This window comes from uncultured Allobosea sp. (assembly GCF_945957345.1).
Classification (GTDB): domain Bacteria; phylum Pseudomonadota; class Alphaproteobacteria; order Rhizobiales; family Beijerinckiaceae; genus Allobosea.
The window spans coordinates 1-16,216 of sequence record NZ_CAMFKW010000075.1 but is presented as its reverse complement, the minus strand read 5'-3'; the positions used below and the strand labels follow the sequence as shown (position 1 = coordinate 16,216).

The following is a 16,216-nucleotide window of genomic DNA, read 5'->3' as shown; positions in this document are numbered from 1 at the left end:
ACAGGTCGGCGAAGCCGTCGCCGCGGCGCGAGGGCGTGCCGACCGCGATGAAGACGGCATCGGCCTGCGCCACCGGCCCGGCGAGATCGGTGGTGAAGGACAGGCGCCCCGCCGCCGCGTTACTGCGCACCAGATCCGACAGGCCGGGTTCGAAGATCGGGATCTCCCCGCGATTCAGCGCCGAAACCTTGCTCTCCACCTTATCGACGCAAACAACATCATGCCCGAAATCCGCAAAGCAGGCGCCCGAGACAAGCCCGACATAACCCGAGCCCACCATCACGATCTTCATCGGTTCCTCCCTAAAGCTAGCGCATGACGGCAAGCCGAGGATTGCTGTTAGCAGCTGCGGCATAGCGCAATCCGGCCGGAATCGGAATTGGCGTTCTTCCGCCAACTCGCGTTCGACAGACCGAATCCATCGTCGCAAGGTCATGCGGTTATCGCTTGACAGCGAGGCCTGCCGCTCGTCATCTGCATCCGTTCCCAGGGGGGCCTCGCTAGGAGGCTGAGATTCCGCCGGCTGGGCTGCAAAGCTCGGCAACGCGGTGACCCTCCGAACCTGATCCGGATCATACCGGCGTAGGGATGCGGGACATGCGGCCAATGAGGCCCTGATTCCAGCTTGCGCTCGTGATCCTCCAGCGATCGACGCCCCGGCTTGCCCGTCAGCGTCCGAACGGAGTGGGTTTAAGTGACGCAAGCCGAGATCATCGCGGCGCTCAAGGCATTCATCGCGCTTGCCGACGCGTCGGAAGCCGAGTTCGAGGCGATGGCGCTCAAGGTCTTCACCTATCAGTTCCGCAACAACGAGCCCTATAAGCGCTTCTGCCTGCAGCGCGGCCGCACGCCGCTCTCGGTCCGGCGCTGGCGCGACATTCCGGCCGTGCCGATCACCGCCTTCAAGGACCTGACGCTGAGCTGCAGCCCGCCGGAAGCCGCCGAACGCGTCTTCATGACGAGCGGCACGACGCAAGGCATCCGCGGCCGAAGCTATCACCCGACGCTCGACGTCTGGAAGCGCTCGATGCTGGTCAATTTCCGCGCGCGCTTCATGCGGGGCCGTGAGCGCATCCGCATGGGCATCCTCTTCCCGGACGAGACGGAATTGCCGAATTCCTCGCTCGCCACCTATCTCTCGCTCGCCAAGCGCGAGTGCGGCACGCCGGATTCCGAGACCTTCATCAATGCCGCCGGTCTCGACCTCGACGGCCTGCTGTCGACGCTGGAGCAGGCGGAAAAGAGCGGCGAGCCCTATGCCCTGCTCGGCGCGAGCTATTCCTTCGTGCCCGTCTTGCTTGCAGCCAGCGGCCGGCGCTTCACCCTGCCGCCGGGCAGCCGCATCCTCGATACCGGCGGCTTCAAGGGCCAGTCGCGCGAACTCGGACCCGACGAGTTCTATGACGGCCTTTCCGCCGCCTTCGGCGTACCGCGTTCTTCCTGCATCAACATGTACGGGATGACCGAGCTCAGCTCGCAGCTCTATGATGACGGCAACGCCGTCTGCCCGTCCGTGAAATCCGGACCGCACTGGATTCGCAGCCGCGTCGTCGATCCGCTTACCGGCGTCGACCTGCCGGGAGGCGAGCGCGGTGTGATCGTCCATCACGACCTCGCCCATTTCAACTGCGTCGCGGCGATCCTGACCGAGGACGCCGGCGAGATCGTGCCGGGCGGGTTCAGGCTGCTCGGACGCGTCGATGGCGAGGCCTCCAAGGGCTGCTCGGTCGCGGTCGCCGAATTCCTCGCCGCAGCGAGAGGCTGACCGCCGTGATCGAGCATGCGGGCCATCTGCCGGGCCTGGATCGCAAGACCTTGCGCTGGCGCGAGGTCAGCCATGGCGCCTGGGGCGAGAGCGCCGCGGTCGCACTGCCAGAGCTCGATGAGGCGCAGGCCGCCGCGCTCTGCGCGCATGTGCGCGACAATGCCCGCTCCCGGCTGAAGCAGATGGACACCGCGCGCATTGTCTCGGCGGTCGATGCCGCCATCGCGCGCCTGCTCGACCGCCAGCATCCGCTGCGGCAAAAAGCCGAGCATCTCCTCCCGATCGTCACCGGTTATGATCGCGAGACCGTGCGCCTCGGCCTAACCGGCTATCTCAAGATCTTCCGCAAGCCACAGCTCCTGCGCTTCCTGGCCGAGGATTTCGCCAATCCCGGCATGCTCGACGGTTTCCAGCCGGCTCCGAAAGGCGGCTATCTGCGCGCCCACGGCCCTGACCTGCTGCTGCATGTCTGGGCCGGCAATGTCCCGGCGCTTTCGCTCTGGAGCCTGATCTGCGGATTGCTGGTCAAGGCCGGCAGCATCGGCAAGCTTGCCTCAGCCGAGCCGCTGACGGCCGGCTGGTTCGCGAGCTTGCTGGCAGAGATCGATCCCGAAATCGGCGAATGCCTCGCTATCACCTGGTGGAAGGGCGGCGAGGCGACCGCCGAGCCGATCTTCCTGCACGCCGCCGACACCGTCATGGCCTATGGCGGCAACGAGACGCTGACGGCCCTGCGCGCCAAGCTGCCGATCACCACGCGCTTCCTGCCGCATGGCCACAAGATCGGCTTCGGTGCAATCGCCCGCGAGGCGCTCGACAGCCGCAAGGCGCCTGCGCTGGCTCGGCTCGCTGCGCATGACGTCACCCGTTACGAACAGCAGGGCTGCTATTCGCCGCAGATGCTCTTTATCGAGCGCGGCGGAAAAGTCAGTCCTTCGGAATTCTCCCGTTACGTGGCGCAGGAACTCGCCGCCCTCACCTCCCGCCACCCACGCCGCGCGCTCTCTCCGGGAGAGGCCACGTCGATCGCATCATGGCGCGGCGCGCAGGAAACCCGCGCGATGGACGGCACGGCCAACCTTCTCGGCGAGCCCGCCGATGCCTGGAGCGTCGTCCATGTCGAGGCACCGGAAGCCCTGAGCCCGACGGGCCTGAACCGCACGCTCAAAATCGTCGCAGTCGAGAGCCTCGACGATGCCCCTGCGCTCGTCGCGCCCTATCGCAGTTTTCTCCAAACGGCCGGCATAGCCGCACCCCCCGAGCGACTATTCCGGCTTTCCGAGAAGCTCGGCGAGGTCGGCGTCAGCCGCATCGCCCCGCTCGGCCGCATGACCGCGCCGGAGGCAGGCTGGCACCATGACGGGCGCTTCAGCCTGCTCGATCTCGTCACTTTCACCGAGATCGAGCAATCGGCCGAAGCCGCGGCAGAAGGGTTCGCGCCCTATGTCGACTGAACAGCCCAAATCCGGCTTCGTCACGATCGAACGGGCCAGCTACCGCTACGATGCAGCCGGCCCGACCGTCGTCGATGCCATCGACTGGACGATCCCGCGCGGCGAGATCCATTGCCTGCTCGGCCGCAGCGGTTGCGGCAAGACCACGCTGCTCAAGCTCGCCGCCGGTCTGCTGATGCCGAGCGAGGGCGCGATCCGCATCGGCGACGAGGCGCTGGCCGGCCCGAGCCCGCGCGCCGGCTTCGTCTTTCAGGCGCCGACGCTGCTCGACTGGCTGAGCGCCCTCGACAATGTCCTGCTGCCGGTCTCGCTGAAGCGGCGCCCGACCATCGCCGATAAGGATGCCGCGCTCGACCTGCTGGAGCGCGTTGGCCTCGCCGATTTCGCCATGCGTCGCCCGGCCGAGCTTTCCGGCGGCCAGCAGAGTCGCGTCGCCGTCGCCCGCGCGCTCATCGGCAATCCCGACCTGCTATTGCTCGATGAACCCTTCGCCGCGCTCGATGCCCTGACGCGCGAGGAATTGCAGGACGACCTGCTGCGGCTCTGCGCGCTCAACGGCACCACAGCGCTTTTCGTCACCCATGATATCGGCGAGGCCGTCTATCTCGCCGATACGGTTGCGGTGATGGCGGCCGGCCGTGTGACGCATGTGCGCCGGATCGAACTCGCCCGCCCGCGCCATCGCGACATGCGCTATGCGCCCGGCTTCATCGCCGCCTGCCGCGCGCTGCGCGACGCGATGGATGGCGCAGCCACGGCCAGCCGGAGGCCGGCGGCATGATCGCGCGCCTGCCCTCTCTCCTTCTGCTCGTCGCGCTGCTCGCCGGCTGGGAAGCCTGGTGCCGACTCGGTGGCTTGTCGCCGCTTGTCCTGCCCGCGCCGTCCAGCGTGCTCGCGACGCTGTGGGGCGAGATCGCGACGGGCCGGCTCTGGCCGCATCTGACGATGACCGCCACGGAAATGGCGCTCGGCCTCGGCATCGGCGCCGTCGTCGGGCTCGGCACCGGCGTCCTGCTCGCGGAATTCCCGGCGGTGAGCCGCCTGCTGCGGCCCTATGTGTTGGCGAGCCAGCTCGTGCCGAAGCTCGCGCTCGGGCCGCTCTTCATCATCTGGTTCGGCTTCGGCATGACGCCGACCGTCGTCATCACCGCGCTGATCTGCTTCTTCCCGCTGATGGAGAACACGCTGACCGGGATCAGCGAGGTCGATGCCTCCCGGCGCGAGCTCTTCCGCATGCTCGGTGCCGGCCGCCTCAAGACCCTGCTGCGCCTCAAGCTGCCGTCTGCGCTGCCGGTCATCATGGCGGGACTGCGCGTCGCGGTCGTGCTCGCGCTCGTCGGTGCCGTCGTCGGCGAGTTCATCGGCGGGCGGATCGGGCTCGGCGCCTCGATCATCGCCGCGCAGAGCGTGATGGATTCGAGCCTGATCTTTGCACTGTTCATCGTCATCACCGCCCTTGGAATGCTGCTCTACGAGGCCGTGCGCCTGATCGAGCGCCGCATCCTGCATCGCTTCTCGAAAGGCTAAATACCCATGCGCGCTTTGCCTGCGTTCCTCATGCTCGCCCTTTCCTGTCTCGTCGCCGCGCCGGCGACGGCGCAGACACCGGACAAGGTCACCGTCGCCGGCTGGAGCCAGCCGATCAGCGAGATCACCAACCTGCTCGCCGAGCCGGACAAGGGCTTCTTCAAGGCCAAGGGTATCGCGCTCGACTATGTGCCCGGCAATGGTGGCGGCGCGGCACTGCAAACCCTGATCGCCGGGCAGGCCGATGTCGCCTTCACCGATCCGGCCGCGCTCTATCTCGCGCTCGACAAGGGCGAGAAGCTCGTCGCGATCTACAACATCTATCCGCAGAATGTCTTCAACGTCGTCGCGCTGAAGAGCAGCGGCATCCGCTCGGCTGCCGACCTCAAGGGCAAGCGCATCGGCGTCTACAGCCTCGCCAGCGGCACCTATCAGAACCTGCTCGTGCTGCTGCATCAGGTCGGCCTTGGCGAGAAGGACGTCACGATCCAACCGACCGGGTTGCTCAATTTCGCGCCGCTGATGCAGGGGCAGGTCGATGCCACCGCCGCGACCGATACCGGCCTGCTCGTCGCCCGCGCCAAGGGGCTGGGCGAGGCCAACGTCATCGAGGTCCGCGACCAGCTCAACCTGCCGAGCGACATCTTCGTCGTGAAGGAAAGCTATTACGAGCAGAACAAGCCGCTGCTGAAGCGCTTCCTCGCCGCCTATCGCGATTCCGCCGCCTGGATGATCGCCAAGCCGGAGGAAGCCGCGCGCATCGCCGTTACCCGCGCCATCAACGGCCGCGACGAGGCGGTCAATCTCGAGATCATCAAGCTGCGCAACGCGTCCAGCGTCTCGGCTACAACGGAGCGCGAAGGCCTCGGCCGCTTCGATCTCGACGCCCTCCAGCAGGGCGCCGACACCTTCCGCAGCCTTGGCCTGGTCAGCAGCCAGATCGATATGAAGACCGTGGTGAAAAGCGACCTGATCCCCAACAAGGACGGCGCGCCGTGACCTTCCGCGACCGGGCTATCCTCGTCACCGGCGCAAGCCGTGGCATCGGCGCTGCAATCGCGAAAGCTTTCGCGGCCGAGGGCGGGATCGTCATCGTCAACTACCGGACGAACGAAGCGGCGGCCGAGGCGGTCGTCGCCGAATGCCGCGCACTTGGTGGCGACGCGCTGGCGATCGCGGCGGATGTCACCTCAGCCGAGGCGGTCGCCGCCATGGCGACGCGCATCGCCGAGGAAGTCGGCCGGCTCGATGTCGTCGTCAACAACGCCTTCGCGCCTTATCGCTTCGACCCCGACAACCGCTCCCGCTTCTGGGAGACGCCCTGGGAGGCCTACGAGCAGCAGTTCGAGGGCGCGGTGAAGGCGGCCTATACGGTCAGCCGCGCCATGCTGCCGCTGCTCCAGCGCCGCAGCGGCGGGGCGATCGTCAATCTCGCCAGCGATCTGGTGACGCGGCCGAGCATCCCCTATCACGACTACACCACCGCCAAGGCCGCGCTTGTCGGCTTCAGCCGCAATCTCGCGGCAGAGCTCGGCCCGCTCGGCATCCGCGTGAACTGCGTCGCTCCGGGGCTGGTCTATCCGACGCAGGCGAGCGCGGACACGCCGGAGGAAGTCCGCGAGATGCTGATTGCGCAGACGCCTTTGCGCCGGATCGCGACGCCGGAGGATATTGCCGGCCCGGTGCTCTTCCTCGCCAGCGACTGGAGCCGCTTCGTCACGGGCCAGATCTTGCATGTCGATGGTGGACTGGTGATGGCCTGAGCAGGCGACCAAGAGCTGGGCTCCTCTCCGCCCTGAACTTGTGTCATGCCTGAATGCGCAGACCCGTGGAGAAGGCCATGGCCGGGCTCGACTTCATCTTCATGCTCACGCGCCATGACCGCACGGTGCCGGAGGCGATCGATCATGTCGCGACCGCCTTGCAGGCTGGCATCCGCCATATCGGCTTCAAGGATATCGGCCTGCCCTTCGGCGAACTCAGGACGGTGCATCGCCTGATCAAGGCCGGCGGCGCGGCGAGCTATCTCGAAGTCGTCTCGCTCGACCGCGCCAGCGAGATCGCGTCCGTGAGAGCGGCGATCGACCTCGGCGTCGACAACCTGCTCGGCGGAACCCATGTCGAGGACGTGCTGCCGCTGATGCGCGGCACGGGCATCCGCTACTATCCCTTTGCCGGACGCATTTCGGGGCACCCGAGCATCCTGGAAGGCTCCATCGCCGAGATCGCCGACAGCGCCCGTGCCATCGCCAACCGGGACGGCGTGAACGGGCTCGACCTCCTCGCCTATCGCTCGCAGACGGATGTGGAAGCGCTGCTCACGGCGGTCCGCATCGCGACGGACAAGCCCGTTCTCGTCGCGGGTTCGATCGATCGCCCCGAGCAGATCGAGGCGATCCGCCGCAGTGGCGCAGCAGGCTTCACCATCGGCACAGCAGCGCTGGAGGGTCGCTTTCCGGCTTCCAGTTCTGCTTTGCGGGCGCAACTCGACGCCATCATCGCCTGCCACTGAGCAGGCGCGCCCACCGCTCCAAAAGAAAGCCCCGCCGGCAGGGCCGGCGGGGCTTGTAGCAGAGCGATGCTCGCAGGATGCGATGTTACGCCAGATCGGCGCGATCGGCGTTCATCACCTTGGCCCAGGCGGCGACGAAATCGTCGACGAATTTCCGGGCGTTGTCGTCCTGGGCATAGACCTCGGCATAGGCGCGCAGCACCGAGTTCGAGCCGAAGACGAGGTCGACGCGGGTCGCGGTCCACTTCACCGCGCCGGTCTTGCGGTCGCGGATCTCGTAGAGGCCGTTCGCCGTCGGCACCCAGCTGTAGTGCATGTCGGTGAGGTTGACGAAGAAGTCGCTGGTCAGAGCACCGACCCGGTCGGTGAACACGCCATGCTTCGTGCCGCCATGGTTGGTGCCGAGCACGCGCATGCCGCCGAGCAGCACCGTCATCTCAGCCGCCGTCAGGCCGAGGAGCTGTGCCCGGTCGAGCAGCATCTCCTCGCCGGTGACGACATAGGCTTCCTTCTGCCAGTTGCGGAAACCGTCGGCGAGCGGCTCCAGAACCGCGAAGGACTCCACATCCGTCTGCGCGTCAGTGGCGTCGCCGCGGCCGGGCGCGAAGGGCACGGTCACGTCGAAGCCAGCAGCCTTCGCCGCCTTCTCGACGCCGACATTGCCGGCGAGCACGATGACGTCGGCAATGCTGGCGCCGGTCGCAGCCGCGATCGGCTCCAGGACAGCCAGAACCTTGGCCAGGCGCGCCGGCTCGTTGCCGGCCCAGTCCTTCTGCGGAGCCAGGCGGATGCGGGCGCCGTTGCTGCCGCCGCGCTTGTCCGAACCGCGGAAGGTGCGGGCACTGTCCCAGGCAGTCGAGACGAGATCGGCGGTCGAAAGGCCGCTTTCGGCGATCTTCGCCTTCACGGCGGCAACGTCGTAACCGACGCGGCCGGCCGGGACCGGATCCTGCCAGATCAGTTCCTCGGACGGGACGTCCGGGCCGAAATAGCGTGATTTCGGGCCGAGATCGCGGTGGGTCAGCTTGAACCAAGCGCGGGCGAAGGCATCAGAGAACGCATCGAAATCGCTCAGGAAGCGCTCCGAGATCGCCCGGTAGGCGGGGTCGACCTTCAGGGCCATGTCGGCATCGGTCATCATCGGGTTGTGGCGGATCGAAGCGTCCTCCACGTCCACCGGCTTGTCCTTGTCGGCGATCGAAACCGGCTCGTACTGCCAGGCACCCGCCGGCGACTTGCGCAGCTCCCAGTCATGGCCGAGCAGCATCTCGAAGAAGCCGTTGTCCCAGCGCGTCGGATGGGTGGTCCAGGCGCCTTCGATGCCGCTGACGACCTGGTCGCGGCCGATGCCGCGGCCCTTGCGGTTCATCCAGCCGAGGCCCTGGTCCTCGAGCGAGCCGCCCTCCGGCGCCGGGCTGAGATTGGCCGCGTCGCCATTGCCATGGCTCTTGCCGATGGTGTGGCCGCCGGCGGTCAGAGCGACGGTTTCCTCGTCGTTCATCGCCATGCGCGCAAAGGTCTCGCGCATCATCGCGGCGGTCTTGAGCGGGTCCGGCTTGCCGTTCACGCCTTCCGGATTGACGTAGATCAGGCCCATCTGGACGGCAGCCAGCGGGTTCGTCAGCGTCTTGGCATCGGCGAGGTCGCCATAGCGATTGTCGCTCGGCGCCAGCCATTCCTTCTCCTCGCCCCAGTAGATGTCCTTCTCGGGGTGCCAGATGTCCTCGCGGCCGAAGGCGAAGCCGAAGGTCTTCAGGCCGGCGACCTCATAGGCGATCGTGCCGGCGAGCGCGATCAGGTCGGCCCAGCTGACGCGGTTGCCGTATTTCTTCTTGATCGGCCAGAGCAGGCGGCGCGGCTTGTCGGTATTGGCATTGTCCGGCCAGGAGTTGAGCGGGGCGAAGCGCTGGTTGCCGGTGCCGGCGCCACCGCGGCCGTCCGAAATGCGATAGGTGCCGGCGGCATGCCAGGTCATGCGGGCCATGGTGCCGACATAGCTGCCCCAGTCGGCCGGCCACCAGTCCTGGCTGTCAGTCATCAGCGCGCGCAGATCGTTCTTCAGCGCCGCGACGTCGAGCTTCTTCAGCTCCTCGCGATAGTTGAAGTCCTTGCCCAGCGGATTGGTCTTGCTGTCCTGCTGATGGAGGATGTCGAGGTTCAGCGCGTTCGGCCACCAGCTGGTGACGGAGCCGCCGCCCTGGGTCATCGCGCCATGCATGACCGGGCATTTGCCGGCCGTCTTCGCGTCACCGCCACTCATGATATCCCCCTTCGGAGCCTGCTGAATTGGGTTCCCCGGCGGGGCGCTGCCGCCCCATGCCGACATCGACGGCGCGTCCCGCATCCGCCCGAGGCAGACGCAGCGCCGTTCCATTCGAATGGTTCTAGGGAAAAGCTATCATAATGAGAACTTGAATTTTCAAATCAGCACGATAGTTTTTTCAAATGATATCGATCAAGCATCTCCGCTATTTCGCGGCCCTGGCGCAGCACCGCCATTTCGGCCGCGCGGCAGATGCCTGCGCCATCAGCCAGCCGGCGCTCTCGCTGCAGATCAAGGATCTGGAGGATCTGATCGGCGCGCAACTGGTCGAGCGCGACCGCAGGCAGATTCGGCTGACCAGCCTCGGCGAGGCCTTCGCCGGTCGGGCGCAGCAGATCCTGCACTCCGTCGACGAACTGGCCGATCTGGCAAGGGCTTCCAGCCCTTCGCTCGGCGGCCGACTGCGTATCGGCATGATCCCGACGGTCGCGCCCTATCTCTTGCCCGCCGTGATCCGGCGGCTGACCGAGCACTTTCCGGCTGTCGATCTGCGCCCGCGCGAAGCGGTGACCGGGAAGCTGACGGACGACCTGATCACCGGCGGGCTCGATATCGCCGTCATGGCGCTGCCGGCCTCGGAGCCGTCCTTGCAGGATCATCCGCTCTTCGACGAGGAATTCGTCCTGGTCCGGCCGCTGGCCGATCTGGACAAGCCGCCGCCCGGCATCGAGAGCCTGCGGGAGATGCGCCTGCTCCTGCTGGAAGAGGGCCACTGCTTCCGCGACCAGGCCCTGGCCTTCTGCAACATGGCGCCAGGGCTGGCACAGGATCCTATGGAGGGCAGCTCGCTGGCGACGCTGGTGCGCATGGTCGGCGCCGGCATGGGTGTGACGCTGATCCCGGAAATGGCGGTCGGCGCGGAGACCTCGGCGGTGGAGGTCAGCATCGCCCGATTGGCGGAGCCGCGGCCGCGACGCAGCATCGGCCTAGTCTGGCGCAAGACGAACCCGCTTGCGGAACATTTCATGCAGGTCGGCGAGATCGTCCGCCAAGAGCACGACACTCTCCGCCGGCACGGAAAGAGCGCGTGGCCTCCCCGGATCGATGCGCGGGATGTTTCAGATCGTGCCGACGATCTGGTGGACCAGCACTAGGAACGGGTCACGCCAGTCTGCCTGGATCGCCGCAGGAATAGGGTCAACATCACCGCCTTGCTCCGCCGCCGCGCCGCCCTCATTCTCCTTCCGCGAGTTGCCCTGGGACTAGCGGCGGCGCTCCGTTCGTGGGCCTGCGCCCCGCGATATGAAAAAGCGGCCCGTTTCCGGGCCGCTGATTCGTGGACGAACGGATAGTGACGATTGCTTACCGGTAGACCGGCGGTCCGCCATAGCCGGGCGTCCCCATGTACTGGCGGCCGCCACCCGGACCATAATAACCGCCGCGCGGGCCATAATAGCCACGGCGCGGGCCGTAATAGCCGCCGCGCGGGCCGTAGCCGCCGCGCCCGTAGCGCTGCTGGCGCATCGTCTCGCGCATGATCATGTGCCGCCGCTCGGCAGCGGCCGACCAGGTGTATTCCGCAGCCTGCTTGTCCAGGCGCCGGGCCATCGCGGCTGGCAACTGTTCCGAGGCGCTGGCCGGGGCCGCCAGCGCGACGCCGACGCCAAGCGCCGAGAGCATGAGAAACTTTCGCATGGTCTTCTCCTTCAACTGACAGCATTAAACGCGCCAAAGAGCCAACGGTTCATGAACCGGGCTGTCGGCTTCCGTTCATCAAGCTGCGATTGCCGCGCGATTGCAGGGCCGTGCGCCGAGCTTCGCGGTGGAATGCGGTATCTGAACGCCCGAATGCGGCCGAACAGAGTCAGCGATCTGGAGGGCATTGGCTGGGGCGGGAGGATTCGAACCTCCGCATGGCGGTACCAAAAACCGCTGCCTTACCGCTTGGCGACGCCCCAATGTGCGGCGCCTTCTAGAACGCGGCAACGCGACGCGCAACCACCAAGCCGCCTCGCTTGCCCTTTGCCGGAAGATTTCCTCCACAACCTGCAAAGTGCCTGTTGCACCGGGCCCGCGTGCTGGCTATAAGCCGGCCACCAGCAGATCGGAGTGTGGCTCAGCCTGGTAGAGCACCTCGTTCGGGACGAGGGGGTCGCAGGTTCAAATCCTGCCACTCCGACCAAAATTTCCCGAGATATCTCAGATATCTAGAAATATGGCCCTGCGGGGCCATTTTCTTTTTTGGGCGGATGCGCCGGGCGTTTCCCCCTGCCGCCGGGCCGTTCCCGCTCGAATCCTGCCTTGCGGCGGACAACCGAACCGCGCGCGTCGCCGCGTGCAAAGCGCCGCGCTCGCGTCAGCTGCCGCATCGGCTGGCCGGAAATTTGCTGCTGCCCCACATGCGATGCCTATGCCGACCCAAACTGAAACATCTCCGTGTCGCGTGGGGTCATCATGTCGTCCAGGGCCAAGCAGGGGCGCTCCGCCTCGAATTTCGACGAATGCAGCATTCATCTGCTGAGCGCGTTTTTCTGCCTTTCCGGCACAACCGCGGAAGATGATCGGCTGCGGAAAAGCATCGAGACCGTGCTGACCGCCTTGTCAAAGGTCCAGCACGCCGAGAGCGACGCCAATGTCATCCAGTTTCGCCGACGACGTCCGCTGTCCGGCTGATCGCTTCACACCGGTCCGTTCGCGGCCTGCGGGTCTTTCCGCCCCTTGGCAATCATAGGATGGCCCGCGCATCACGCGATGCGTGATGGCGAGCCCTCCTTCAATCGTGCCACTCGAGCACGGGGGCGCGGTCAGCCAGCTCGAGAAAGAAGGCTAGACATCCAAGGACGATCGTCATGGCGGTGAGCATCGTACCATCCCCGGTCAAGCCGGAACCTCTGTCCCGTCGATGGCGAGGATGAAGCGAGATGCGTTAATGCGTGGCTAAGGCGCAGCGTAAAGAAAATGTCACCAGCCCCGCTGGCATACCTCACCTGTCGCGCGGGGGCCACGAGCCGCATCGGCTGTGCATGCTCCGCCGCCTCGGGCCGTTGTCACCCATCCGTCAAACGGCATGACTATTGCCTCGGTTCCCGAACGGAGACCGGATATGCTGCGCGACTGCCCGACCGACGCCAAGGCCACCCTCGCATTGATCGCCCTTTCGGCGCTCTGCATCCTGGGCTGGCTTGCCGGTCTGGCCCTTTGAGCGCACGTTCCCATCGCCGGATTTAGCCTCTAGAGTGCCGCCCGATCGAATCGAACGGTTGGGCCATGAAGCGCATCACTCTTCTTGCCGGCATCCTCGGATTGGCCGTGTTCCTGTCCGGCTGCGACAAATGCGGCAATTTCGGCCCGCTGTTCGGCATGTCGGACACGAAGAGCTGCGGCGGCAAGTCGAGCGGCTAAGACCGCATCGCAAGAAATGAGCGACGAGATCGAGTTCGACCGCAGCGCGACGACGGAAGCCGGCACCGTCGCGCCCCTGTCCCCACAGGTGCGCCGGATCATCGCCGGCAATAGCGGGCCGATGACCTTCACCGGCACCTGTTCCTATATCGTCGGGCGCGGGACGGTCGCGATCATCGACCCCGGCCCGGACGATCCCGCCCATATCGAACGCCTGCTGGCGGCAGTCCGCGGAGAGACGGTCAGCCATATCGTCGTCACCCATACCCATCGCGATCACTCGCCGGCCGTGCCCGCGCTCAAGGCCGCAACCGGCGCGATGGTTGTCGGCTGCGGGCCACACCGGCCGTCGCGGCAGCTTGGACCGGGCGAGGGCCGCGTGCTCGATGCCGCCGCCGATACCGATTTTGTGCCGGACTGCGCGATGCGCGACGGCGACGTCGTCTCGGGCCCGGGCTGGAGCCTCGCCGCCGTCGAGACGCCCGGCCACACCGCCAACCACCTCGCCTTCACGCTCGCCGAGGAAGAGACATTGTTCTCCGGCGACCATGTCATGGCCTGGTCGACCTCGGTCGTGGCCCCGCCCGACGGTTCGATGGCCGCCTATATGGCCTCGATCGAGAAGCTGCGCGGGCTCGAACATGCCCGCTACTGGCCGGGCCATGGTGGACCGGTCACCGAGCCGCAGCGTTTCCTGCGCGGCCTCGTCCAGCACCGGCGCCTGCGCGAGGCGGCGATCCTGAACCGGCTCGGCGCCGGCGACGAGACCATCGCCGCGATGGTGCCGGTGATCTACCAGGGTCTGGCGCCTGCCCTGCATGGCGCAGCGGCCCTTTCGGTGTTGGCGCAGCTCGAAGACCTCGTCGCGCGCGGCGCCGTCCGAACCAGCGACACCATTCCGGCGCTTGCCAGCCGCTACAAACTGACCTGACACGGCCCGTCAGCGGGTATCCATCAGGAGGTCGATCTCATCGGTGAAGGCTGCGACGCGCGCGGCATTCACGCCGAGATCGTGGCTGCCCAGGCGCGAGGCCGAGCGGATGTCGATGCGGCTGCCATCGACGCGCGGCCTGACCCGGATCGTGATGTCCTCGGAAAAGCGCAGGATGCGATCCCGCGCGATGGCCTCGACCCGCCCGGCGCCACTGCGCCCGCCCGGCCGAGCCGTTTCCAGCACCTGCCAGCCGAGGCCGAGCGCCGCCCGCCTGGCGAGATCGAAGGCCGCCTCGGCCGGCAATTCGAGCAGGATCGGCACGGCCTTGGGATAGGCCTGCCGTTGCAGGCGCCGACGCTCGGCAGGAACATCCGGCGGAACGCGGCCAGCACGCGCGGTCAAGGCGGCCTGCGAGCGACTGAAGGCGGGCGGATCATCGATATCGGTCGAGACATCCGCCAGCGCCGGCTTGGTCACGAGTCTCAACCCGACATAGCCGGCCGGCGCGAGCAGGACGAGCGACAGCGCCATCGCACCGGCGGCCATGCCGACGCCGCGATGGCCGGAATGCCAGATGCGGATGAAGGCGATGATAGCGAGGCCCAGCGCCGCAAGCACGAGGAGATAGGCACCGGCGACAGGAGCCAGCCCCTCGATGCTCGGCTCCCGCAATCGCACCAGCAGCAGCGACAGGAGCAGCACCGCACAGGAAAACCAGGCCAGCCGCCGGCTCCAGACGGCCGCGCGCGAAACCGGTTCCTCGAAGACGAGACGGCGGTGCATCGTTCTTTCGTGCCCTCCGTGGCGACTGAAGGCAAGGCACGGAATGGATTAAGCGCAATGTTAATTAAATCGGCAATAAAAGGGCATGACGAGGTTCGGCTGCGGCCTGCCTCGCGGCCTTCGCCACCGCCTTATTGCCGCATGTCAGGCTCGAGTCCCGCCGTGAAATTCTTCCCCTCGTCGATCCAGAACTACCTCGTCGCCACCATGGCCTGCCTGTGCGTGCCCGGCATCGGCGCCCTCGGCTACATGGCGGAACAGTCCATCGTGGAAGTGCGCAGCAACATGCAGCTCGCCGAGCTGGTGCAGGCCGACAAGGCACTCCTGCTCGCCGGCAACGCGATCCGCACCGCCCGCGGACAGGCACAGACCAGCATCCAGGTCGCTGACGACCCAGCTTCGGCCTTGAAGCAGATCGAGGAGAGCAACCGCAACCGCATCGCCGAGGCGATCACGCAGCTCGGCGAAACCGATCTGCCCGGCCGCAAGGAGCTGATCGCCGGCATCGTGCAGCAGCAAAAGCTCACTGACGCGAAGATGGCTGACCTCTATGCCGAGGCCGCCAAGCCGAAGGCGCAGCGCAGCCTCGCCGCCACCATGCCCTGGTATAACGGCATCGGCGCGATCGAGGCCGCGATCGTCAAGGCTTCCGACGAGACCTCCAACGCCGCCCGCCTCGCCGATCCTATCCTCGCCGACCTCCAGAGCTTCAAGTCGTCGGGCTGGGATGTCCGCTCGAACTACGGCACGCAATGCTCGGTGCTGCGCCCGGTCTTCGGTTCGGGGAAGGCGCTGGATGCCGCCCAGACCCGCAAGCTCGGCGAATTGCGTGGCGTGTCCAACGCCGCCGGCGAGACGCTGAAGCAGTTGGCCTCGCGGCCCGGCGTCGGCAGCGAACTCGTCCGGAAGGTCGGCGTGATGTCGGCCGAGGTCGAAGCCTCGAACCGCAGGATGGACGAGCTGATCGGCAAGCTCGGCCAGGGCGCAGGCCCCGTCATCGCGGCGGAGGAATGGACCAAGCAGTGCAACGGGCCGTTCACGGCCATCGTCTCGGCCGTCACCCAGTCGCTCGACGACATGGTCGTGCGGACGGACAAGAAGCTCAACGCCGCCTGGGTCAAGCTCGGCATCGTCAGCGCGCTGCTGGCCGCCCTGCTCGCGATCTGCGTCCTGAGCTGGCGCGGCGTACAGCGCCGGGTCGCCCGGCCGCTGGTCTCGCTGAAATCCGCGCTGGACGAGATGCAGCAAGGCAACTTCGCCCAAGCCATTCCGGCCGCCCCCTCGCCGGACGAGATCGGCTCGCTCAGCAACGCCCTCGAGATCTATCGCGAGAATGCGCTCGCGCTGGAGCAGAACCGGCGTGACCGCGAGCTTGCCATGCTCGCCGATGCCGAGCAGGCCGCCCATGTCCAGAAGCTCCTGGGCGAAGTTGCCAACATCGTCGCCGATGCCCGCGAGGGCAATTTCTCCGGCAAGGCGCAGGTCGGCGGCATGGAAGGCCCGCTCAAGGAGCTCGTCGAGGGCATCAACGAGATCAACGCGGTTGTCGACGGCGCAACGACGGAGTTCGCCGGGG

15 protein-coding genes, 2 tRNA genes, 1 pseudogene and 1 riboswitch are annotated in these 16,216 nt (G+C 66.8%); of the genes and pseudogenes, 13 read left to right on the top strand and 5 right to left on the bottom strand.

The features are described 5' to 3' along the window. Positions 1 to 292 (bottom strand): annotated as a pseudogene (locus Q0Q36_RS23555) (UDP-glucose 6-dehydrogenase); the annotation flags it as partial. 186 nt (positions 293 to 478) lie between these two features. After that, a riboswitch (TPP riboswitch) is annotated at positions 479 to 607 on the top strand. A gap of 87 nt (positions 608 to 694) precedes the next feature. Here Q0Q36_RS23555 and Q0Q36_RS23550 point away from each other — a divergent pair. The 7 genes from Q0Q36_RS23550 (at position 695) to Q0Q36_RS23520 (ending at position 7,258) form a co-directional block, all read left to right on the top strand. Next, a complete protein-coding gene (locus tag Q0Q36_RS23550; RefSeq protein WP_293802008.1) occupies positions 695 to 1,765 on the top strand; it encodes a hypothetical protein in 1,071 nt (356 codons plus the stop codon). Between the two features lie 5 nt (positions 1,766 to 1,770). After that, the gene (locus Q0Q36_RS23545) at positions 1,771 to 3,219 is read left to right on the top strand and encodes an acyl-CoA reductase (RefSeq protein WP_293802006.1); all 1,449 of its coding nucleotides are present in this window, start codon (positions 1,771 to 1,773) and stop codon (positions 3,217 to 3,219) included. After that, a complete protein-coding gene (locus Q0Q36_RS23540) occupies positions 3,209 to 4,000 on the top strand; it encodes an ABC transporter ATP-binding protein (protein WP_293802004.1) in 792 nt (263 codons plus the stop codon). Before Q0Q36_RS23545 ends, Q0Q36_RS23540 begins: the two co-directional genes overlap by 11 nt. Then, positions 3,997 to 4,746, top strand: a complete 750-nt coding sequence (locus Q0Q36_RS23535) for an ABC transporter permease (protein ID WP_293802002.1) — start codon at positions 3,997 to 3,999, stop codon at positions 4,744 to 4,746. The genes Q0Q36_RS23540 and Q0Q36_RS23535 overlap by 4 nt, the downstream gene beginning before the upstream one ends. 6 nt (positions 4,747 to 4,752) lie before the next feature. Then, positions 4,753 to 5,745, top strand: coding sequence for an ABC transporter substrate-binding protein (locus tag Q0Q36_RS23530; protein ID WP_293802000.1), 993 nt, complete (start codon positions 4,753 to 4,755; stop codon positions 5,743 to 5,745). Then, positions 5,742 to 6,509 (top strand): 3-oxoacyl-ACP reductase, encoded by a 768-nt coding sequence (locus tag Q0Q36_RS23525; RefSeq protein WP_293801998.1) that lies wholly within the window; start codon positions 5,742 to 5,744, stop codon positions 6,507 to 6,509. Before Q0Q36_RS23530 ends, Q0Q36_RS23525 begins: the two co-directional genes overlap by 4 nt. A gap of 77 nt (positions 6,510 to 6,586) precedes the next feature. Beyond that, on the top strand, positions 6,587 to 7,258 hold the full coding sequence (locus Q0Q36_RS23520) for a 4-hydroxythreonine-4-phosphate dehydrogenase (RefSeq protein ID WP_293801996.1): 672 nt from the start codon (positions 6,587 to 6,589) through the stop codon (positions 7,256 to 7,258). A gap of 85 nt (positions 7,259 to 7,343) precedes the next feature. On the opposite strand, the gene katG is transcribed toward Q0Q36_RS23520, so the two are convergent. After that, positions 7,344 to 9,518: a catalase/peroxidase HPI gene (katG, locus tag Q0Q36_RS23515; RefSeq protein ID WP_293801994.1), complete on the bottom strand. Its 2,175-nt coding sequence runs from the start codon at positions 9,516 to 9,518 to the stop codon at positions 7,344 to 7,346. Between the two features lie 185 nt (positions 9,519 to 9,703). Between katG and Q0Q36_RS23510 the strand changes: the two genes are divergently transcribed. Beyond that, complete coding sequence (locus tag Q0Q36_RS23510) at positions 9,704 to 10,675, top strand: hydrogen peroxide-inducible genes activator (RefSeq protein ID WP_293801992.1); 972 nt, start codon at positions 9,704 to 9,706, stop codon at positions 10,673 to 10,675. 208 nt (positions 10,676 to 10,883) lie between these two features. On the opposite strand, the gene Q0Q36_RS23505 is transcribed toward Q0Q36_RS23510, so the two are convergent. Then, positions 10,884 to 11,216, bottom strand: a complete 333-nt coding sequence (locus Q0Q36_RS23505; protein WP_293801990.1) for a hypothetical protein — start codon at positions 11,214 to 11,216, stop codon at positions 10,884 to 10,886. Between the two features lie 188 nt (positions 11,217 to 11,404). Next, positions 11,405 to 11,479, bottom strand: a tRNA-Gln gene (locus Q0Q36_RS23500). A gap of 147 nt (positions 11,480 to 11,626) precedes the next feature. On the opposite strand from Q0Q36_RS23500, the gene Q0Q36_RS23495 reads away from it, so the two are divergent. The 4 genes from Q0Q36_RS23495 (at position 11,627) to Q0Q36_RS23480 (ending at position 13,854) form a co-directional block, all read left to right on the top strand. Next, a tRNA-Pro gene (locus tag Q0Q36_RS23495) sits at positions 11,627 to 11,703 on the top strand. A gap of 254 nt (positions 11,704 to 11,957) precedes the next feature. Then, positions 11,958 to 12,194, top strand: coding sequence for a hypothetical protein (locus Q0Q36_RS23490; protein WP_293801988.1), 237 nt, complete (start codon positions 11,958 to 11,960; stop codon positions 12,192 to 12,194). Between the two features lie 594 nt (positions 12,195 to 12,788). Next, a complete protein-coding gene (locus Q0Q36_RS23485) occupies positions 12,789 to 12,923 on the top strand; it encodes a hypothetical protein (RefSeq protein WP_265057752.1) in 135 nt (44 codons plus the stop codon). 16 nt (positions 12,924 to 12,939) lie between these two features. After that, positions 12,940 to 13,854, top strand: a complete 915-nt coding sequence (locus Q0Q36_RS23480) for an MBL fold metallo-hydrolase (protein WP_293801985.1) — start codon at positions 12,940 to 12,942, stop codon at positions 13,852 to 13,854. A 9-nt stretch (positions 13,855 to 13,863) separates the two neighbouring features. Here the strand turns inward: Q0Q36_RS23480 and Q0Q36_RS23475 are convergent, their stop codons facing one another. Then, positions 13,864 to 14,640 carry a DUF1499 domain-containing protein gene (locus Q0Q36_RS23475; protein ID WP_293801983.1) on the bottom strand — a complete coding sequence of 259 codons (777 nt, stop codon included), beginning with the start codon at positions 14,638 to 14,640 and terminating at the stop codon, positions 13,864 to 13,866. Positions 14,641 to 14,802: 162 nt separating this feature from the next. On the opposite strand from Q0Q36_RS23475, the gene Q0Q36_RS23470 reads away from it, so the two are divergent. After that, on the top strand, positions 14,803 to 16,216 hold a 1,414-nt coding region (locus Q0Q36_RS23470; RefSeq protein ID WP_293801981.1), incomplete at its 3' end, for a HAMP domain-containing protein.